This is a genomic window from Devosia lacusdianchii (genome assembly GCF_022429625.1).
Taxonomy (GTDB): Bacteria; Pseudomonadota; Alphaproteobacteria; order Rhizobiales; family Devosiaceae; genus Devosia; species Devosia lacusdianchii.
The window spans coordinates 2,260,158-2,279,396 of the sequence record NZ_CP092483.1; the positions used below are offsets into that span (position 1 = coordinate 2,260,158).

Annotated in this window: 22 protein-coding genes and 1 tRNA gene; 12 read left to right on the forward strand and 11 right to left on the reverse strand. The window is 63.1% G+C overall.

Features of this window, described 5'->3' with window-relative positions; genetic code table 11:
• Positions 1 to 257: 257 nt before the first annotated feature.
• The 3 genes from MF606_RS10995 to MF606_RS11005 form a co-directional block, all read right to left on the reverse strand.
• Positions 258 to 524 carry a hypothetical protein gene (locus tag MF606_RS10995; RefSeq protein WP_240229289.1) on the reverse strand — a complete coding sequence of 89 codons (267 nt, stop codon included), beginning with the start codon at positions 522 to 524 and terminating at the stop codon, positions 258 to 260.
• A gap of 139 nt (positions 525 to 663) precedes the next feature.
• Positions 664 to 748 (reverse strand) — tRNA-Leu (locus MF606_RS11000).
• Positions 749 to 998: 250 nt separating this feature from the next.
• Positions 999 to 1,232 carry a FliM/FliN family flagellar motor switch protein gene (locus MF606_RS11005; protein WP_240229290.1) on the reverse strand — a complete coding sequence of 78 codons (234 nt, stop codon included), beginning with the start codon at positions 1,230 to 1,232 and terminating at the stop codon, positions 999 to 1,001.
• A 75-nt stretch (positions 1,233 to 1,307) separates the two neighbouring features.
• On the opposite strand from MF606_RS11005, the gene lipB reads away from it, so the two are divergent.
• The gene (gene lipB / locus MF606_RS11010; RefSeq protein WP_240229291.1) at positions 1,308 to 2,072 is read left to right on the forward strand and encodes a lipoyl(octanoyl) transferase LipB; all 765 of its coding nucleotides are present in this window, start codon (positions 1,308 to 1,310) and stop codon (positions 2,070 to 2,072) included.
• A gap of 27 nt (positions 2,073 to 2,099) precedes the next feature.
• A complete protein-coding gene (locus tag MF606_RS11015) occupies positions 2,100 to 2,633 on the forward strand; it encodes a DUF4282 domain-containing protein (RefSeq protein WP_240229292.1) in 534 nt (177 codons plus the stop codon).
• A gap of 104 nt (positions 2,634 to 2,737) precedes the next feature.
• Here the strand turns inward: MF606_RS11015 and MF606_RS11020 are convergent, their stop codons facing one another.
• Positions 2,738 to 3,115 (reverse strand): DoxX family protein, encoded by a 378-nt coding sequence (locus tag MF606_RS11020; RefSeq protein WP_240229293.1) that lies wholly within the window; start codon positions 3,113 to 3,115, stop codon positions 2,738 to 2,740.
• Positions 3,116 to 3,373: 258 nt separating this feature from the next.
• Here MF606_RS11020 and rimO point away from each other — a divergent pair, with 258 nt between their 5' ends.
• From rimO to cysW, 5 genes are all read left to right on the forward strand, one after another.
• Positions 3,374 to 4,705: a 30S ribosomal protein S12 methylthiotransferase RimO gene (gene rimO / locus MF606_RS11025; RefSeq protein ID WP_240229294.1), complete on the forward strand. Its 1,332-nt coding sequence runs from the start codon at positions 3,374 to 3,376 to the stop codon at positions 4,703 to 4,705.
• Positions 4,706 to 4,853: 148 nt separating this feature from the next.
• On the forward strand, positions 4,854 to 5,105 hold the full coding sequence (locus MF606_RS11030; protein ID WP_240229295.1) for a GlsB/YeaQ/YmgE family stress response membrane protein: 252 nt from the start codon (positions 4,854 to 4,856) through the stop codon (positions 5,103 to 5,105).
• A 201-nt stretch (positions 5,106 to 5,306) separates the two neighbouring features.
• The gene (locus MF606_RS11035) at positions 5,307 to 6,290 is read left to right on the forward strand and encodes a sulfate ABC transporter substrate-binding protein (protein WP_240229296.1); all 984 of its coding nucleotides are present in this window, start codon (positions 5,307 to 5,309) and stop codon (positions 6,288 to 6,290) included.
• Between the two features lie 127 nt (positions 6,291 to 6,417).
• Positions 6,418 to 7,254: a sulfate ABC transporter permease subunit CysT gene (cysT, locus tag MF606_RS11040; RefSeq protein ID WP_240229297.1), complete on the forward strand. Its 837-nt coding sequence runs from the start codon at positions 6,418 to 6,420 to the stop codon at positions 7,252 to 7,254.
• 154 nt (positions 7,255 to 7,408) lie between these two features.
• On the forward strand, positions 7,409 to 8,224 hold the full coding sequence (gene cysW / locus MF606_RS11045; protein ID WP_240229298.1) for a sulfate ABC transporter permease subunit CysW: 816 nt from the start codon (positions 7,409 to 7,411) through the stop codon (positions 8,222 to 8,224).
• On the opposite strand, the gene MF606_RS11050 is transcribed toward cysW, so the two are convergent.
• Complete coding sequence (locus tag MF606_RS11050) at positions 8,192 to 9,385, reverse strand: HPP family protein (RefSeq protein ID WP_240229299.1); 1,194 nt, start codon at positions 9,383 to 9,385, stop codon at positions 8,192 to 8,194. The two genes, cysW and MF606_RS11050, sit on opposite strands and share 33 nt — an antisense overlap.
• Before the next feature lie 231 nt (positions 9,386 to 9,616).
• A complete protein-coding gene (locus tag MF606_RS11055; protein WP_240229300.1) occupies positions 9,617 to 10,555 on the reverse strand; it encodes a phytanoyl-CoA dioxygenase family protein in 939 nt (312 codons plus the stop codon).
• 131 nt (positions 10,556 to 10,686) lie between these two features.
• On the opposite strand from MF606_RS11055, the gene MF606_RS11060 reads away from it, so the two are divergent.
• Positions 10,687 to 11,544 carry a helix-turn-helix domain-containing protein gene (locus MF606_RS11060; protein WP_240229301.1) on the forward strand — a complete coding sequence of 286 codons (858 nt, stop codon included), beginning with the start codon at positions 10,687 to 10,689 and terminating at the stop codon, positions 11,542 to 11,544.
• Between the two features lie 151 nt (positions 11,545 to 11,695).
• Here MF606_RS11060 and MF606_RS11065 read toward each other — a convergent pair whose 3' ends face one another.
• Positions 11,696 to 12,610: a phosphotriesterase family protein gene (locus MF606_RS11065; protein ID WP_240229302.1), complete on the reverse strand. Its 915-nt coding sequence runs from the start codon at positions 12,608 to 12,610 to the stop codon at positions 11,696 to 11,698.
• 135 nt (positions 12,611 to 12,745) lie between these two features.
• Between MF606_RS11065 and MF606_RS11070 the strand changes: the two genes are divergently transcribed.
• From MF606_RS11070 to folK, 4 genes are all read left to right on the forward strand, one after another.
• On the forward strand, positions 12,746 to 14,515 hold the full coding sequence (locus MF606_RS11070; protein WP_240229303.1) for an SLC13 family permease: 1,770 nt from the start codon (positions 12,746 to 12,748) through the stop codon (positions 14,513 to 14,515).
• 125 nt (positions 14,516 to 14,640) lie between these two features.
• The gene (gene folP, locus MF606_RS11075) at positions 14,641 to 15,462 is read left to right on the forward strand and encodes a dihydropteroate synthase (RefSeq protein ID WP_240229304.1); all 822 of its coding nucleotides are present in this window, start codon (positions 14,641 to 14,643) and stop codon (positions 15,460 to 15,462) included.
• Between the two features lie 29 nt (positions 15,463 to 15,491).
• Complete coding sequence (gene folB, locus MF606_RS11080) at positions 15,492 to 15,875, forward strand: dihydroneopterin aldolase (RefSeq protein WP_240229305.1); 384 nt, start codon at positions 15,492 to 15,494, stop codon at positions 15,873 to 15,875.
• Positions 15,875 to 16,342 carry a 2-amino-4-hydroxy-6-hydroxymethyldihydropteridine diphosphokinase gene (gene folK / locus MF606_RS11085; RefSeq protein ID WP_240229306.1) on the forward strand — a complete coding sequence of 156 codons (468 nt, stop codon included), beginning with the start codon at positions 15,875 to 15,877 and terminating at the stop codon, positions 16,340 to 16,342. Before folB ends, folK begins: the two co-directional genes overlap by 1 nt.
• On the opposite strand, the gene MF606_RS11090 is transcribed toward folK, so the two are convergent.
• Genes MF606_RS11090 through crcB form a run of 4 tightly spaced genes read right to left on the reverse strand, consistent with a single transcriptional unit; the run spans position 16,314 to position 19,121 of the window.
• The gene (locus MF606_RS11090; protein ID WP_240229307.1) at positions 16,314 to 17,093 is read right to left on the reverse strand and encodes an ATP12 family chaperone protein; all 780 of its coding nucleotides are present in this window, start codon (positions 17,091 to 17,093) and stop codon (positions 16,314 to 16,316) included. The genes folK and MF606_RS11090 overlap by 29 nt on opposite strands.
• 5 nt (positions 17,094 to 17,098) lie before the next feature.
• On the reverse strand, positions 17,099 to 17,761 hold the full coding sequence (locus MF606_RS11095; RefSeq protein ID WP_240229308.1) for an HAD-IA family hydrolase: 663 nt from the start codon (positions 17,759 to 17,761) through the stop codon (positions 17,099 to 17,101).
• Positions 17,758 to 18,744: an RluA family pseudouridine synthase gene (locus MF606_RS11100; protein WP_240229309.1), complete on the reverse strand. Its 987-nt coding sequence runs from the start codon at positions 18,742 to 18,744 to the stop codon at positions 17,758 to 17,760. The genes MF606_RS11095 and MF606_RS11100 overlap by 4 nt, the downstream gene beginning before the upstream one ends.
• Positions 18,741 to 19,121, reverse strand: coding sequence for a fluoride efflux transporter CrcB (gene crcB / locus MF606_RS11105; RefSeq protein WP_240229310.1), 381 nt, complete (start codon positions 19,119 to 19,121; stop codon positions 18,741 to 18,743). Before crcB ends, MF606_RS11100 begins: the two co-directional genes overlap by 4 nt.
• Between the last annotated feature and the right edge of the window lie 118 nt (positions 19,122 to 19,239).

Consider the following 19,239-nt stretch of genomic DNA (forward strand, 5'->3'; position numbering starts at 1 on the left):
GCAAAGAACCAAACCGAGGTAATCTCATGTCGAAGACTTTGCTCGCCCCCGTCGCGATTGTTCTCGCCCTGGCGCTGGCCGCCTGTGGCGGCAGCGCTCCGGCCGATAGCGCGGACGCACCCCCTGCCGATTCTGCGGCTCCGGCCACCGACACCGCAGCCCCACCGGCAGATACCGCGGCCCCCGCGGCTCCAACGACCACTCCATAAACAAAAGGCCGTCCGAAAGGGCGGCCTTTTGCTGGGGGCGATGTGCCTTCAGGCGTCGCGTTCTCTCTCGATTTCGGTCGCCAGCTCGGCGCTCTCCGCCTCTGATATCGCTCCCGAGCCGGGGCGCCAGACCGTCTCGGTCTTCATCTCGCCATCGCGGACCAGAACCTCGACATCGTCCTCGCCCAACTCCCGAGCGGCCGCAATAGCAGCGGTGATGGCCGCTTTCTTGGACGGGAAAGGCGCTTCGATCTCGCCTTTGTAGCTGAACTGCCAGGATTCCCGCTGCGAAACCACAAAGTGCCTGCTGCTCATAACCACCTCCGCACAAGACAGTGCCAGCGGCCGATGGAACACCCCATCGCAAGAGTTCGCAAGGCCCATCAATGCTCGGCAACTGGCCCGAAAACGAAAAGCCGCGCAATCCCAGGGATTGCACGGCTTTTTCGATTATTGGTGCGGTCGAGAAGACTCGAACTTCCACGTCTTGCGACACAGCGACCTCAACGCTGCGCGTCTACCAATTCCGCCACGACCGCACGCTTGGTAGAGCCACGCCCGGGGGCGAAGCGAGTGGGGATGTAGCAAAGGTCTCCCACAACCTCAAGCGCTTAAATCGAGATTTCCCATTCGATGGTCGGAAGGAGCACTAGGGACGTCGAGTTTCCGGTCAGGCCGAGTCAAAAGGCGTGGTGTGCGAGAACCGGAGCGGAGCGTGCCCAAGTACGTGAGGCCGGAAGCGCAGCACACCGCGTCTTGCAGGCCGGCATTACCGGAAAGGCGGTGCCCCTAGCCGCGGCGGAGAACCTTTTCGGTAATCTGCACGCGCAAATGCCCGTCTTCGACGCTGACTTCGCCATGCGCGATCAGCGTATTGTTGGCGTAGACGTTCAGCGGATCGTTCTCGTTCGCGTCCAGCTCGATCACCGCGCCGCGGCCCATGCGCAGCAAATGGTGGATCGGCATGGTCGTCGCGCCGAGTTCGACCGTGATGTCCACTTCAATATTGTCTAATGTGCTCATAGATAAGTCTGCAACCTCGGCCCGGCACGCAAGAGTGCGGCCGCTGAATCTCTCAAGGGTAACTGTCTGGCAAGCATGGTTATGGAAGCGTTAACGCAAGAGCCGATCGGCTGCGAAACCAGTAACAAACTGGCACGGAGCGATCGCCGCCCGGTGCAGTGGATCATTTCATCCACCCCGGTGCCCTACCCCGTTGCCCTTGAGGCCATGCGGGCGCGTGCGGCCGCCATCGCGGCCGGCGAAGCCGAAGAGGCCATCTGGCTCATTGAGCACCCACCACTTTACACCGCTGGCACCTCGGCTGTGCCCGAGGACCTGCTGTCCGACCGCTTCCCGGTCTACGATGCCGGGCGCGGTGGCCAATACACCTATCACGGCCCCGGCCAGCGTGTGGCCTACGTCATGCTCGACCTGACCCAGCGCGGCCGCGATATCCGCTGCCTGGTCCAGGGCCTCGAAGGCTGGGTGATTGACACGCTGGCGGCGCACAATGTCACCGGCGAACGTCGCGACGGCCGCATCGGCGTCTGGGTACAGCGTCCGGACAAGGGCCCGCAGAAGGAAGACAAGATCGCCGCCATCGGCGTCCGGGTCTCCAAATGGGTCACCTTCCACGGCATTTCACTCAACGTTGCGCCAGACCTGACCCATTATGACGGCATCGTCCCCTGCGGCATCACCGACCAGGGCGTCACCAGCTTCGAGGATCTGGGGCAGCTCGTCTCCATGCCCGAAGTCGATTCGGTGCTGCGCGCCACCTTCGAACGCCGCTTCGGCCCCACCATTGCCGCAAGCGAGCAAGGCCTTGTCAGCACTGCCCCGCATGGCCAAGTTGCGTAAAGATCGAATCGCCCTCTGGAGGACGACATGACCCTGGATGACCTGAAGCGCCTTTTCACCCGGCAAACCCTGTTCCGGCTCGACGCCATCCTGTCGCCCAAGCTGGTGCCCATCCTCTATGCGCTCGGACTGGCGGGCATACTGCTCTGGGCCGTCAGCCACTTCTTCTGGAGTTTCGGCTTCGGCTTCGGCAACGGCCTCTGGGGCCTGCTCGAAATCGCCGTGTTCGGCCTGCTGTCGCTGGTAGCGTTGCGCATCACCTGCGAGGGTCTGCTGGTCTGGTTCAAGACCCACGAGCAGAGTGGTGAGACCGTCAATCGCTCGCGCTATTCGGCCTCGCTGCTCGATGAAGTCCGCGACGCCATCCGCGACCTCGCCGAGGAAGGCAGCGACGGCGTCGACTATGCCGAGGCCGACGAATACATCACCCCTGCAACCGATCCGGCGCCATATGTCTCTCCATCTGGCGAAACCATCCGCACTCCGGCCACCGGCCCCGGCGAAGTGTTCAAGCCCCGCCGCACCGCCCGCCGCACGCCTCCGCCCAAGGATGTGAGCTGAGCGTTCTGCGCCACACCCCATCCACCGCCACACCCAAACCACCTACAAACAAAAAGGCCGCCGTGACATCCATCACGGCGGCCTTCTCATTTCTGCGAACCAATCTACTGCTTGTTGACGCTCCAGGCGCCCGGGCCGGCGAAGACCAGGTAAAGGAACACGAAGCAGAACAGGATGGCGGCGTCGCCACCATTGTTCACTGGGAAGGTGTTCATCGGCGCGTGGATCATCCAATAGGCCACAGCCATGGTGCCCGAGGCAATAAACGCTGCCGGACGGGTGAAGAACCCGACCAGGATCATTAGACCGGCGACGATCTCGATAATGCTGGCTGCGCCAAACATGCTTATCAGCGGCGGCTGCATGTCTGTGGCGGGGAAGCCCAGCAGCTTCTGCGTGCCGTGCGCAATGAACAGCAGGGCGGTGACGATCCGCAGCACGGCGAGGGCCTGCGGCGCATAGGCGGAGAGACGATCGAACATGTTGTGTGCTCCTTTGAGCTTTGAGATCCGCGCCACCCCAACCGGCGCATCGGACAAAAGCCCACTAAAGCAATAGATTGCGGGCCAATACCGGACAAACAGCGGACGCACTGTTCGCCATTGTGAACATTCAAGTCTGCGTGTTCGCCATAATTGGAAGGCCTGCTTTGCCCCATGCGGGAGGCAGTCACATTGCGTAACCGTCAAACTTTCTGTATGACGCGCGCAACAATTCCCACATCGGATATTTTCGCTCACATGAGCCAAGCGCCAAAAATTGGCCTCGTCAGCCTCGGCTGCCCCAAAGCCCTCGTCGATAGCGAACGCATCATGTCGACGCTCCGGTCGCAGGGCTATTCGTTCAGCCGCGACTATGCCGGCGCCGATATCGTCCTCGTCAACACCTGCGGTTTCCTCGATTCTGCCAAGCAGGAATCGCTCGAAGCCATCGGCGAAGCCCTCAACGAGAACGGCCGGGTCATCGTCACCGGTTGCCTGGGCGTCGAAGAAGAACTGATCCGCAAGACCCATCCTTCCGTGCTCGCCATTTCCGGCCCGCATCAATACGAGAACGTCGTCAGCGCCGTTCACGAGCATCTGCCGCCGGTGCCGAACAAGTTCGTCGATCTCGTGCCCGAGACCGGCCTCAAGCTGACGCCGCGCCACTATGCCTATCTGAAGATTTCCGAAGGCTGCAACAATCGCTGCTCCTTCTGCATCATCCCCCAGATCCGCGGCGATCTCGCCTCCCGCCCCGCCGCGGGCGTCCTCGGCGAAGCCGAAGGCCTGATCCGCTCCGGCGTCAAGGAGCTGCTGGTCATCAGCCAGGACACGTCGGCCTATGGCGTCGACATCAAATATGCCGAGAGCAATTATCGCGGACGGCCGGTCAAGGCGAAGTTCTACGATCTCGCCAAGGAACTGGGCCAGCTCGGCGCCTGGGTGCGCCTGCACTATGTCTACCCCTACCCGCATGTCGACGCGGTGATGGAGCTGATGGCCGATGGCCTGGTGCTGCCCTACCTCGACATCCCCTTCCAGCACGCCTCCCCGAAGGTGCTGAAGGCCATGCGCCGCCCGGCCCATCAGGAAAAGACCCTGAATCGAATTCTCGACTGGAAGCGCCAAGTCCCTGATCTGACTGTACGATCCAACTTCATCGTCGGCTTCCCCGGCGAGACCGAGGAAGATTTCGAGATGATGCTCGACTTCATCGAGGAAGCCGAGATCGATCGCGCCGGCTGCTTCAAATACGAGCCCGTCACTGGCGCCCCGGCCAATGAGTTGGAAGGCATCGTCCCTGATGACGTCATGCAGGACCGCTTCGAGCGCCTGATGGAAGTCGCCCAGAACGTCTCCACCGGCCAACTCGCCAAGAAGGTCGGCCGCACCATTCAGGTCCTGGTCGACGACGTCCAGCCCGAAGCCAACAAGGCCATCGCCCGCTCCAAGTGGGACGCGCCCGAGATCGACGGCCAGGTCATCATCAGCAACGCCGATGGCATCAAGCCCGGCGACATGCTCGACGTCGTCGTCACCGACAGCGACGAATACGACCTGTTTGCCGAGCCCGCGAAGGCGCTGAACTAAGCGTTTCCAACGCCTTACGGCTATTTTCGGAATCATTTTGAAGGCGCCGCTCGCGGCGCCTTTTGCCTGTCCGGCCCTGCCATTTTGCATTCCACCGGACCTGTGACACGCTCCTCGTGTTGCGAGTCCATTTTGAGGAGAATGGAATATGGCTTTTGACGGCGTAGGTTGGCTGGCAGCCATCATCATCGGCGGTCTTGCCGGGTGGTTGGCCAGCATGTTCATGAATGCCGGTGGCGGCGTGCTCAAGAATGTTATTCTGGGTATCGTCGGCGCCGTCCTGGCGAGCCTGGTCTTCGGTCTGCTCGGCATCTCATTCGGCGGCTGGATTGGCTACCTGATTGCCGGCTTCATTGGCGCCTGCATTATCATCTTTGTCGGGCGCGCCGTAGCGCGTTAGCGTGCCGGGCGGCCACCTCCACGTGGCCGCCCGTCTTCGGAAACGAAATCGCGCCGCCGGGCTGGTTTAGGCAATCTCTTTTCGACCGCCCAGCCACCCGTAAATTACTCATCCGAAACAGTGCTTTACCGCTGGACGCCTGTAGAACTGCCATTGCATCTGACCACCAACGTCTCTTTCAATCGTTGGATACCAGCGTCAATGAACAAGCTCCTCGCCGCCGCCGTTGCGGCCCTCGCCCTCGGCGGCACCCCGGCCTTCGCCCAGCCGACCGATATCCTCAACGCCTCCTATGACATTGCCCGTGAGCTGTTCGAAGCCGAGAACGCGGCCTATGCCGCGTCAGGCGCGACGGTGACCATCAACCAGTCCCATGCCGGCTCGTCCGCGCAGGCCCGCGCCGTGCTCGAAGGCCTGGCCGCCGACGTCGTGACCTTCAATCAGGTTACCGATATCGACAAGCTGGTCGAAGGCGGCTTCGTCGCAGCCGACTGGTCCACGCAGTTCCCCAATAACGCCGCGCCCTTCTACTCCTTCCCGGCCTTCCTGGTTCGGTCGGGCAATCCCAAGGGCATCAGCGACTGGGGCGATCTGGCCGCCGATGGCGTGCAGGTGATCTTCCCCAACCCCAAGACCTCGGGCAATGGCCGCTACACCTATCTGGCGGCCCGCGCCTGGGCGACCGAGGAATATGCCGGCGACGAGGCCAAGATCGAGGAATTCCTCACCAAGCTGTTCTCGAACGTTCCGGTCTTCGAGACCGGCGGTCGCGCTGCCACCACCGCCTTCACCGAGCGTGAACTGGGCGACGTGCTGGTCACCTTCGAGGCCGAAGTACTAAGCGTGCGCAAGCAGCTCGGCGCTGACAAATATGATGCCGTCATTCCGTCCGTGAGCTTCTTGTCCGAATTCCCGGTCGCCATCGTCGACAAGGTCGTCGATAGCCGCGGGAGCCGCGATCTGGCCAAGGCCTATCTCGATTTCCTCTTCACGCCGGAAGGCCAGGAAGTCGCAGCCGCCAATTTCCACCGTCCCCAGGACGCCGCCGTCCTCGCCGCCCACGCCGCCGACTTCCCCGAGGTTCGCCTCGTGACGGTGGAAGACGCTTATGGTGGCTGGAAGAAGGCCTCCGAGGAGCACTTCGCCGACGGCGGCCTGCTCGACAAGGTTTTTCTCAATCAGTAGGTGGCCGCGAGCCGACCGCTCCTAACCCTCGCCATCACCGGGCTTGTCCCGGTGATCCATTGTTGACCATGGATTGCCCGGACCAGCCGGGCAATGACGTTTTGAATAGGCATCTCGAGGAAACCTGATGGCATCGAAACGCAGCAAGCATCTGTTGCCCGGCTTCGGGCTGACGCTTGGCATCTCCATGCTCTATCTGACGGTGATCATCGCCCTGCCCTTGCTGGCCATGCTGCTCAAGGTCGCCGGCATGGGTTGGGAGGAATTCTGGCGAATCGTCGCCTCCAACCGCTCCCTCGCAGCCTATCGCATCACCTTCACCTCGGCGCTGGCGGCCACCGCCTTCAACGGCGCCTTCGGCCTGCTGCTGGCCTGGGTGCTGACGCGCTACAGTTTTCCCGGCAAGCGCATCCTCGACGCCCTGGTCGACCTGCCCTTCGCGCTGCCCACCGCCGTGGCTGGCCTGGTGCTCGTCACCCTGTTCGCCAAGACCGGCTGGTATGGCCAGTTCCTCGAGCCTAACGGGCTAAAGGTCAACTACACCCAGATTGGCATCATTATCGCCATGACCTTCACCTCGATCCCCTTCGTCGTGCGGGCCGTTCAGCCCGTGCTCGAAGACATCCAGATCGATCTGGAGGAAGCCGCGCGTACCCTCGGCGCCACCCGCTGGCAGATTTTCGCCCGCGTCATCTGGCCCACCATCCTCCCCGCCTTCATGGCTGGCTGCGTGCTGTCTTTCGCCCGTTCACTGGGTGAGTTCGGCGCCGTCGTCTTCATCGCCGGCAACCTGCCCGGTCTGACCGAGATCGTGTCGCTACTGATCTTCATCCGCCTCGACGAATACAATTACGAAGGCGCCGCCGCCCTCGCCTTCGTCCTGCTCCTCGCCGCCTTCATCACCCTGGCCATCACCAACGCACTGCAAGCCTGGCAAGTGCGCTACGCGGATCGGAGCCGGTGATGCGGTGGGTTACCGAAGCACCCCCACCCTCATTCCCTCCCCACAAGGGGGAGGGAGGCGATGGGGCATCGCTCGGTGGCACCATGCAGCCGCAGTCACTGGCCAGGCTTCCCTCCCCCTTGTGGGGAGGGAATGAGGGTGGGGGTATCTCGCCATGACCACAAAGCTCGCTCGCTCCCCGTCCGAAATCGCCCTCATCGCCCTGGCCTTCATCCTCTCCGGCCTGATGCTGGTCGTGCCGCTTGCGGTCATCTTCGCCTTCGCCCTGCGCGAGGGTGTGGGCACCTATCTCGCCAACATCGCCGAGCCCACGACCCTCCACGCCATCGGCCTCACCGTGCTCACCGCGCTGATCGTCGTGCCGATCAATGTCGTGGTCGGCGTCTGCATTGCCTGGCTGGTCGGCCGCTTCCGCTTCCGCGGCCGGCAATTGCTGATCACCATTATCGAACTCCCGGCCGCCGTCAGCCCCATCGTCGCCGGCACGGTCTATCTGTTCCTCTATGGCGGTCAGGGCCTGCTCGGGCCCGCGCTGCAGGCCGCCAACATCCAGCTCATGTTCACGGTCACCGCGATCATCCTGGTCAGCCTCTTCGTAACCGCCCCGTTCGTGGCGCGCGAACTGATCCCGCTGATGCAGCAGCAAGGCACTGAAGACGAGGAGGCGGCCCTGTCGCTCGGCGCCAATGGCTGGCAAATGTTCTGGCACGTGACCCTGCCCAATATCCGATGGGCCATCATCTATGGCGCCATCCTGACCAATGCGCGCGTCATGGGCGAATTCGGCGCCGTCTCGGTGGTCTCCGGCTCGATCCGCGGCCAGACCAACACCCTGCCGCTCCAGATCAGCCAGCTCTTCAACGACTTCAACGTCACCGGCTCCTTCGCCGCCGCCTCGACGCTGGCGCTGATGGCCGTTCTGACGCTGGTGCTGAAATCAGCCCTCGAGGCCAGGGCCGGCTGGCGCTAGAGGCCCCGCGTCGGCCGACACAGCGAACATCGCCGCCATCACGTCCGACTGCGTGACCATGCCCACCAGCCGCCCATCCGCATCCACCACCGGCAGGTGATGTAGCCCCGCATCGGCCATGAAGGGCACGATCTGCGCAATATGTGTCTCCGGCCGCGCGGCCTTCACCGGCGCACTCATGATATCCTCGACCTTGCCCTTGAGCGCGCGATCCGAATTGCTGATTGCGCGCAGCCGCCAGCCAAGCCCCGAACCCGTAGACGACATGCCCCAATCGGCTTTGTCGAGCAGATCGGTCTGCGTCAGGATGCCAATGACCCGGTTGTCGAGGTCGACCACAGGCAGCGCCTTGATGTGATGCTCCCGCAAATGCCGCAACGCTTCGCGCAGGCTGGTCTTGGGGCCGACCGATTGCACGTCCCGGCTCATTACCTGCGCACAGGTCACCCCGCCGGAACGGCGGTCATAGGCCCGTTGCTCGGCCCGATGCAGGATATCCTCCAGGTCATCGGTCGCGACGGGCAACACGAGATCGTACTGGGCCAGCACGGCGCTGATGTCCTCGCTCGTCACCCCCAGCCGTCCCGTTGGCAGCGGGTCGGCCGTGCGGTGCGGATTGCTTACCGCCGGCGCCAGATGCGGATAGCGCCGCCCCGTCAGATTGTTGAACAGCAGCGCCGCACCCAAGAGCAGCAGCGAGTTCACGCCCACCGGCCACAGCACAAAGCCATAGCCCGCTGCCTGGATCGCCGGCCCGCCCAGCACCGCCGTCAGCGCCACCGCGCCGCTCGGCGGATGCAGGCATTTGAGCGCCATCATCGCAGCGATCGCCAGGCCCGCCGCCAGCGCGGCAGCAACCATCGGATCGCCTACATAACGCGCGCACGTGACCCCGATCAGCGCCGAAACCGTGTTCCCGCCGATGATCGACCACGGCTGCGCCAGGGGACTGGTCGGCACCGCGAACAGCAGCACCGCCGACGCCCCCATCGGCGCGATCAGCAGCGGCACATCGGTGCCGCCACCCAGCGCCAGGCTGGCCACGAGGCCCGTCACCAAAATCCCGATCAGCGCCCCGATCGACGCGCGCAGCCGCTCACCCAGGCTGACAGGCGCCAGGCCGGGCACGAACCGCTTGATAAAGGGAAGAACGCTGGACATTGGCGCGCGGTGTAGCAGGCGGCACTTCAAGCGCCAACTGCCTGAACACGTGGCATATTCTCAATGGGGCAGCAGCGTTGAAATTTCGTGCTGCGAACCGGCCCCGCAGTCGTCTCCCTCCCCCTTGTGGGGAGGGATCAAGGGCGGGGGTGAGTCACGAACACCGAGCACTCGGCCCCACCCCACCCTAACCCTCCCCATCAAGGGGAACCGATCGAGTTTGCGCGGCGCCTAATGCCAGCTCTTGAGCCCCAGCAGCTTCTCACCCAGCGGCGTCAGCTTTGCCGTCTCGGCATTCTTCTTCTCCCACTCGCGCGGGTCGCCCGGAAAAGCGTCGCGCCGCGGATGATCGAGCTCCCGCCACAGCCGCACCCGCTCGGTGCGCTCGGCGATATTGCCCTCATCGGCCGGGAACATCGAAATGTACTGTGCCATCCGCACCCGGTCCTTGGAGTGGTTCGGCCGCACCCCATGCGCCAGCAGCGTATTGAAGATCATCAGATCGCCCGCCTCCATCTCGATATTGGTGATCTTGAGCCCGGTAGTGTCCGGGTGCATCGGGTCACGATCATCGGGCTGCGTCTTCACCCAATTGTCGAAGTCATAGAACAGCTCCGGAATGCACTGGAAGCCGCCGACATCGCCATCCTGCTTGACCAGGCTTAACACCCCCTGCACGCCAATCGGCAGCGGATCGAGCGACGTGTCGCTGTCCCAGTGGATGAACCCGTTCGGGTTGCCATGCACCTTCTTGGGCACGTTGAGGTTGGCGCGGTCGATGCTGGTCCACAGCTCCTCCATGTCCCAAATATCGACGAATGCGTCATAGACGCGCTGCTCCATGCGGTTATCCCACAGCAACTGGTGGTTATAGATCTCCACCATGCCAGTGCCGTTGAGCTCCTTCATGATGTGATCGCGCCGCTGCGGCGCGTACCACGTCGTCTGGTCGCCCGGATCCTTTTCATCAAACTCCCAGAGCAAAGCCTTGAGCCGCTCGACATTTTCCTGCGGCACCGCACCGCGAACAATCACATAGCCCTTGGTCACCCAATGCTCCCAGTCTTCCGGGCTCAGCACCCGCAGCGGTAGCTTCTTGACGATATCCTTGAGCTGAGTGGTCACCACCTGCGTGGTCGGATGGCTGTCGCGTTTGGTGGTCGGCTGCATGTCTCGCTCCCATGTGCTGTCCCCTCGGGGCTTGCTGATGAAGCAACCGTAGCCTGCCAAAGCCCGGCAGGCTTGCCCACGGCTGGCCAGTATTGATACTATTCTGGCCTATCGAGCCAAACCCGCGCCACATGAAGCCCTATCTGGAGCACCTCACCACCGCCGACGACGCGTCCTGGGCCATGCTCAACCGGCGCCTCGATGACGGCATTCCGTTCCAATGGCACCACCACCCCGAGTTCGAGCTCACCCTCACCCTCAATTCACGGGGCCAGCGCTTCATCGGCGACCATATCGGCCGCTACGACGAAGGCGACCTCGTCCTCATCGGCCCCTACCTGCCGCACACCTGGCATTCCCTGGAACGGCCCGATCAGGCCGAGCCGCATGTCGCTCTGGTGATGTGGTTCCTGCCCGAATGGGCCGAACGGCTCACTGCCAACACTGAGCTGCGCAGCGTCGGCGCCATGCTCGCCCGCGCCGCCACCGGCCTCCAGTTCACGCCGGAAGCCGCTGCGGCGGTCCGCCCGTTGATCGAAGATCTGTTTACCCAGCCGCCAGTCGAGCGCTTCCTGCGCTTGGTGACCGTTTTGACCCGCCTCGCCGACGATCGCGCCGCTACGCCCCTGTCCGTCACCGCGCCCGAACTGGCCCCCGCATCCGCCGATCGTGGCCGCATCGATCGCGTGCTCAACCACATCCACCAGCACTTCGCCGAACCGATCACTATCCCGCAGCTCGCCGACATCGCCGCCCTCAGCCCCTCAGGCCTGCATCGCACCTTCCTGCGCCATACCCGCCAAACCGTGAGCCAATACCTGATCCGCCTGCGCATCGGCCGCGCCTGCGCCTTGCTGTCATCGGGCGCCACCCCGATCGGCACCATCGCCGGCGAAGTCGGCTACGACTCGCTGGCCAATTTCAACCGCCAGTTCAAAGCGCTGAAAGGCACGACACCGAGGGAGTATCGGGCGGCCTTCCTGATCTAGCACTGATCAATCCGCCACCGCACGTCCTGGGTTTAGGGCGAAACCGTTCCAGCCTCAGTGGGAACTCAATCCGGCGCACCCCGCTGAACGGATTCCTCCCCCTATCAGGGGAGGTTAGGTGGGGGTATCCAACGAAACTCGTCTTCGCCGTCTACCGCGCAAACGCCTCGAACGGATTTTCCTCCGTCAGCCGCACGATCATCGCCTCCTCCACCCCAGCCTCCCGCAGCTTGGGCACGATGCTGCCAAACAGCGTTGTATACGGCCGTGGCGTGCCGCCACCAGGCTGCGCCGGATCGAACCAGCCCATATCGTGGCTCAGCAGCAACTGCCCGCCGAGACCCGCCGCCAGCGCCCGCAGGATGCGCGGCAGCGTCTCTTCGTCCGGCACCCAACCGATATTATCGTACTCGATCCACGCCCCGCGCGCCGCCACCGCCTTATGCATCTCGAAATCCGGCTCCGCCTGCGTATGGATCGAGATAAACCGGCTGGCCGTATAGCCCTCGCCTTCGATGATATCGAGCTGGTCCATCACCACCCGCCCCTTGATCGTATGCGAGCCGATCACCGCCCCCGTCGCCCTGGCCGCCCGTGCCGCTGCCCGCAAAATGCGCTCCTCCAGGCGGGTAATCCCGTCGTCACCGGCGCTGAGCTTGATCCATCCGGCCTGCACGCCGGTATCGTCCATCCCCTCGTTGAGCTCGCGGAGCATCCAGGCCTCTAGCTCGCCCTCGCTGGCTCTGCCGACCCATTCCGGAATCCAGGGCTCGCGATAATTCCCCGTCGGCACCACGATCGGGAAGTTCGTTGCCAGCGATACCGCCAGGTCCATGTCCGCCCGACGGCCCACGCCACCGGTCGAGCACTCGACCAAGGCCGTCACACCCTGCGCTTTGATCGCCTCGATTTGCGGCGCCATCAGCGCCACCACATCGGCCTCATCCGCTTCGGCATATCCTGGCTGATCAGGCGTCCGCAGGTCGACGAACACATGCTCGTGCGGCAGGATAATGCCGAGCTGATCCTTGCTGCGCGGCCCGAGCGTGGTGAAAAGCTGCTTCATCAAACGTCCTCCGCGCCGAGTGGCGCCCTGATTTGGTTCCATCCCTATACACCACCCAACGACGATTTTGGCCCTTGCCGCTCGCAGACCGCTGCTGTGTGTTACGAGGGCAGCGCCGCCAGCAACGGAATCGCAATGACTCTTCCGCAAACCTTCGCCTTCCTGATCATCGGCGCCATGATGGTCGCCTTCATCTGGGGGCGGTGGCGATATGACGTGGTTGCGGTCGGGGCCCTGCTCGCGGCGCTTGCCCTGGGTGTGGTGCCGCCGACGGAGGCATTCAGCGGCTTTTCCGACGACATCGTTATCATCGTCGCTAGCGCACTCATCGTGAGCGCCACGGTGTCACGCTCCGGCATCATGGAATTGGCGATCCGCCGCTTCGCGCCAAACATCTCCACCCCACGCGCCCAACTCATCCTGCTGGTCGTAGTGGTCACCATCCTCAGCGCCTTCGTCAAGAATATCGGTGCTTTGGCGATCATGATGCCCATCGCCTTCCAGATGGCGCGAAAATCCGGTGTCTCGCCTTCCCTTTTCCTGATGCCGATGTCGTTCGGCTCGCTGCTGGGCGGGCTCATGACACAGATCGGCACGTCGCCCAACATCATCGTCTCGCGCGTTCGCCAGGAGATGACCGGTCAAGCATTCGGCATGTTCGACTACACCCCGGTCGGTCTGGCCCTGTCGATCGTGGGCATCATCTTCCTCGCGCTCTGCTACCGGCTCCTGCCCGAGCGCAAGCGCGAAGACAGTGGCCTCGACCGAGCCATCGAGATCAAGAACTACACCACCGAAGCGCGCGTCATCGAGGACTCCGCCGCCATCGGCAAGACCGTGGGCGACATCCATGCCAGCGCCGATGGCCAGGCCATGATCACCCGCCTTGTCAGCGCCTCCGGCCAGGGCCGCACGCCCCTGCCCGATGCCAAGCTGCGCGCCGGCGATATCCTGATGATCGAAGGTGACCCCGAAGCCCTCGACAAGATGGTGTCGCAGTCCGGGCTGATCTTCTCCGAGCGTCGCGGCGCAGCCACCAAGGACGCCGCCGATATCGGCATTATTGAAGCGGTCATCGGCGAGACCTCCGCCCTGATCGGCGCCACGGCGCAGGAATTGACGCTGTTCGATCGCACCGGCCTCAACCTGCTCGCCGTCAGCCGCCGCGACCAGCGCTTCACCGAACGCCTGGGCCAGATTCGTTTCCAGAACGGCGATGTCATCCTGCTGCAGGGTCACCTCAAGCGCCTGCCGGAACTGCTTCGCGAGTGGGATTGCCTGCCGCTGGTCGAACGCGGCCTGCGCCTCGGCAGCGTACGCAATGGCCTTGTCCCGCTGCTCATCCTGCTCGTCGCCATGGCGGCCACCGCGCTGGGCATCGTGCCGGTCGCCCCGGCCTTCTTTGCCGCTGCGGTGGCCATGGTGCTGAGCCGCTCGATCCCCCTGCGCGATGTCTACGCCCAGCTCGATCCTCCCATCCTGATCATGCTGGCCTGCCTCATTCCGGTTTCGGACTCGCTGCGTGCCACCGGCGGCACCGAGATCATCGCCAGCTGGCTCTCCATGACGGCCAGCACGCTACCCGGCTGGGGCGCCCTCGCCCTCATCATGGTTGCTGCCATGGCGGTCACGCCGTTTCTCAACAATGCCGCCACCGTGCTGGTCATGGCGCCCATCGCCGCCACCTTCGCCACCGACCTCGGTTATGCGCCCGAGGCTTTCCTGCTGGCCGTCGCCATTGGCGCCGGCTGCGATTTCCTCACGCCCATCGGCCATCAGTGCAACACGCTGGTCATGGGACCCGGCGGCTACAAGTTCGGCGACTATTGGCGGCTGGGCGCACCGCTGTCGCTGATCGTGGTCCTCGTCGGCGTGCCCATGTTGATGCTCGTCTGGCCGTTCTAGATCATCCAAGCCGCAGTCGACCTCCCTCCCCCTTGTGGGGAGGATCGGGGTGGGGGTAAGCCTCATCAGAAGCGGAATTTTCCATGCACTCGATCCACACCATCTCCCTGCCCAACCGCCCACCCTTGATCCTCGGCCAGACCCCGCTGATCATGGGCATTCTCAACGTCACGCCTGACAGCTTCTCCGACGGCGGCCAACACAACCTCATCGAAACGGCCGTCTCTCACGCCCACCAGATGATCGCTGAGGGCGCCGACATCATCGACATTGGTGGCGAAAGCACTCGCCCCGGCGCCGAGCCAGTTGGCGTTCAGGAGGAACTCGACCGCGTCATGCCCGTCATCGACGCGCTGATCGCCGCAGGTATTACCGCACCGATCTCCATCGACACCTACAAGCCGCTTGTCGCCGACCAGGCTATTCAGGCCGGCGCTGTAATCATCAATGACGTGCACGGCCTGCAAGGCGCGCCCGAAATGGCTGAGGTCGCCGCTCTTCACGATGTTCCCGTCATCGCCATGCATTGGCAAAAAGACCGCGATCGTTCCGTTCCTCTCATCGACGACATGCATCGTTATTTCGACGCCACTATGGCCCACGCAGAACAGGCGGGGATAAGTCGCACAAACCTGATCCTCGACCCAGGTTTCGGCTTTGGCAAAAGTCTGCCGGAAAACTACGCCATGCTGCGAGAACTTCGCCAGCATGCTTGCAGCAGCAGATTGTCGGAACATTTTCCCATTCTGGTTGGCACGTCACGCAAGTCGATGATCGGCAAATTGCTCGATATCCCGGCCGATCAGCGCCTTGCCGGCACAATTTCAACCACGGTCCTTGGCTACATCAACGGCGGGCATATCTTTCGCGTGCATGACGTCCGCGCCGCCAGCGACGCCCTTCGCGTCGCGCAGGCAACACTGTATGGTCCGCCCGCGGGCCTATAGGCTCCGCCCGCGGAACTGGGGTAGCAGCAATGGCCGAGCCATTCACGGGCGACCGTATCATCCTGAAAGATCTGGGCTTTTACGGCTACCACGGCGTCTTTGCCGAGGAGGAGAAGCTCGGCCAACGATTCTTCATCGACCTCGAACTGGGCGCCGACCTCTCGGTGCCGGCCGCCACCGACCGGCTCAGCACCGGCATTTCCTATGCCGATATCTACGACGTCGTGAAGGCCACGTTCGAAACCAAGCGCACCAAGATGCTGGAAGCGCTAGCCCAGAACATCTGCGACCAATTATTCGCATCTTTTCAAGGCGTTACCTGGGTGATCATTCGCATCCGCAAGCCGGAAGCGCCGATCGCCATGGTGCGTGGTGAAGCCGCCATCGAATTGCATCGCCGGCGGAAACAGTAATGACCTCAAAGGCCTGGCTCAGCCTCGGCGCCAATATCGGCAACCCACCCGCCCAACTCGCCGAAGCCATCCGCCGCATCGGCGAACACCAGGCGATCAGCGTCGTCGCACAGTCGCGCGTCCTCATCACCAAGCCCTGGGGCAAGACCGATCAGCCCGACTTCGCCAACATGGCAATCGCTATTGAGACGACGCTCGAACCCATTGATTTGCTTGATGTTGTTCTTGGCATCGAACTGGACATGGGCCGCGTCCGCGAGGAAGTCTGGGGCCCTCGCCTGATCGACATCGACATCATCGCCTACGACGATCTGGAGCTCAAAACGCCCCGTCTGACGCTGCCGCACCCACACGCACACGAGCGCGACTTCGTGCTAACACCCCTCGCAGAAATAGCCCCCGATGTCAGCGCGCTGCTAGCATCGAGAGCCAAAGGCTCTAAGGGCGCAGAGCGTCCAACACCGTGACGGCGGTATCGAATTCTACCCGCCGCATCGCCCGCCGCTCGGCCGCTTCCTCATCCTGGCCCCACTGCGTGATCTGATAATCCTCGTCGACATGGGCCGCCGACCAGACCTGGTCCGGCGTCAGCAACTTGTTCCACAAGGCGATCGCCAGCAGGCCCGAGCCAGTCAGACCGGTGATCGACACCAGCGCCGTTAGCGTAAAGAGGTTTTCGCCCTCCAGCGACTGCGCCAGCCGATCCAGCGTTGCTTGCGGCTGCGGCTGGTGGAGAATGCCCATAGTCGGCTGGAAACTGACGCCGAAATGGCGCGCCAGGATCACCAGCGCCCTATCCCAGGCCAGTTCCTGCTCCGACACCAGTTCCTGCGGCGCCTCGGCGCGATAGAGCAACAGATCGCCGGCGGCGAACTTCAGTACTTCCTCGCGGAAAGCGGGGATCATCGTCTCCCCGCTTTCGACCGCCGAATTGATCAGGCGTACAGTTGGCATGGTTGCCGGATTGATGAATTCGGCCTGCGCTGCCCATTCCTCGGCCATGGCCGTAGCGATCGCAGCAGTGGGAACAACGACGGGGATCTTGTGTCCTGGCGTGCGCACCTGGCGGCCATCGAGCGTTACGACAAAGCCGCCTTCCACGGGCGCCACGCCGACATCTTTGTAGAACCGCTTGGGCAGCTCGACCGTGTTGAGATGCTGAGCCCGGCCATAGCCGTCATCAAGATGCTTCTGAATGTCTTCGAGCTGGTCGCGCATAGCGGTTACTCCACGAGTTGGCGGATCGCGCCGTCGAGTTGGTCGAACCGGTCGATCATGGTGCTGGCGCCAACCGCGATCAGTTCGCGCGGCTCGTGATAGCCCCAGGTCACGCCGACGGTCTTGCACTTGGCCGCTACGCCCATCTCGATATCGAAGGTAGTGTCGCCGACCATGATTGTGCGGTCCGCCTTGGCCCCGGTTTCACGGATGGCCGTCTCCAGCATGCCGGGATGTGGTTTGGAGGGATTGTGATCGGGCGTCTGCAGCGTCACGAAGTAGTCGGCAATGCCGTGAAGCCCGGTGATGCGGTGGACGCCATGCAGGCCCTTGCCGGTCGCGATGCCCATGACCACGTCATCGCGCTGCCGTAGCTGCTGGAGCGCCTCCAGTGCGCCCGGAAACAGGCCTTCCCGGCCGGCATCGGCCACCAATGAGGCGCGGTAATGCGTCTTGTAGGTATCGACCAGAGTTTCGATCAGAACCGAGTCGTCGCTTTTGGCGAGGCGCGCCATGGCGACGGGCAGTGACAGGCCAATCACCCGGCGCGACTCTGCGGGCGTCGGAGCCTCGAGGCCAACGCTCTCAAACGTCGTGGCCATATGCTCGGTGATCAGTGCCTGCGTATCGATCAGCGTGCCGTCCATGTCGAACATGACAAGGATCATGCGCCGTCCTCCGGATCACCGCTCACATCGTAGCGATCGGGATCAAAGCCCAGGGTCTCAAAGCTTTGCCGCATATGCGGCGGTAGCGGCGCCGAAATATCCAGCCGCTTGCCATTGCGCAGCGGCAGCGCAATACGGCGGGCATGAAGATGTAGGCCCTCGCTCAGGCCGGGCGCGCCCTGCCAGTTCTCGATATTGAAGTAGCGCGGATCGCCGATAATTGGCGTGCCAAGCTGCGCCATGTGCACGCGCAACTGGTGGGTGCGACCGGTGACGGGCTTCAGCGTTACCCAGGCGAAGCGCCGGCTGGCGGTGTCAGTGGTCGAATAATAGCTCATCGAGTGCTGCGACCCCGGCGTACCGTTCTTCACCACCACCATCTGCTCGCCGTCGGTCGTCGCCTGCTTAGCAAGGAAGCAGGATATTTCACCCTGCTGCGGATGCGGGTTGCCAGCGACGATGGCCCAGTAAATTTTGCGCGCCGAACGCGAGCGAAACACCGTGCCGAAATGGCTGGCCGCCGCGTGCGTCTTGGCAACGACGATGCAGCCGGAGGTGTCGCGATCGAGCCGATGCACCAGCCGGGGCGGCTCGCCCTTCTTATTGGGCAGGCTTTTCAGCATACCGTCGAGGTGGCGCTTGGTACCGCTGCCACCTTGCACCGCCAGGCCATGCGGTTTGTTGAGAACATAGATGTCGTCATCCTCGTAGAGAATGAGGCCCTTGATGAACTCGGCGTCGCCGCTATTGACCTTAACCGGTTTGGGCGTATCCGGATCGTCGATCGGCGGAATGCGTACGGTCTGCCCCGGCGACAGCCGCGTACTGGTCGTTACCTTGGCCTTGTCGACCTTGACCTCGCCATTGCGGATGAGCTTTTGCAGGCGCCCGAAGCCGAGCTGCGGGAAATGGGTAGCAAACCAGCGATCGAGACGCATCCCGTCTTCGTCGTCATTCACCTGCCGCTGTTGAACGCCACTCATGCCACGCCTCGGGTCACCAAAAGCCCGAGATAAAGCCCAATGAGGCAAACCACAACCGACAACAACACATAGAGGCCAGCCTGAAGCAATTCTCCACGCTCGATGAGGACGACCGTATCGAGCGAGAATGAGGAGAAAGTCGTGAACCCGCCAAGCATGCCAACGGCAACGAAAAGGCGGGCATCGGCCGCCCAGCTGGGCAGGAAGCGGGCCATCAGGCCGACAAAGACGCCCATGGCGAACGATCCGGCGATATTGGTCAAGAGGATGGCCAGCGGAAACGCCCCCTGCCATGCCCGGCCAACAGCCACGCCAAAGGCATAGCGCAGGACCGAGCCAATCGCGCCACCGGCCGCGACCAGCAGATATGCTTGCACCAACTATCTCCTATGTTCGTCAACCGCACCGGCCATTCATGATCGCCCAGGGAGGCAGATAATCAGAATGTGTTGCGTGTTGAAAATGATGCCAGGGACGATCACGCGGGTACTCTTG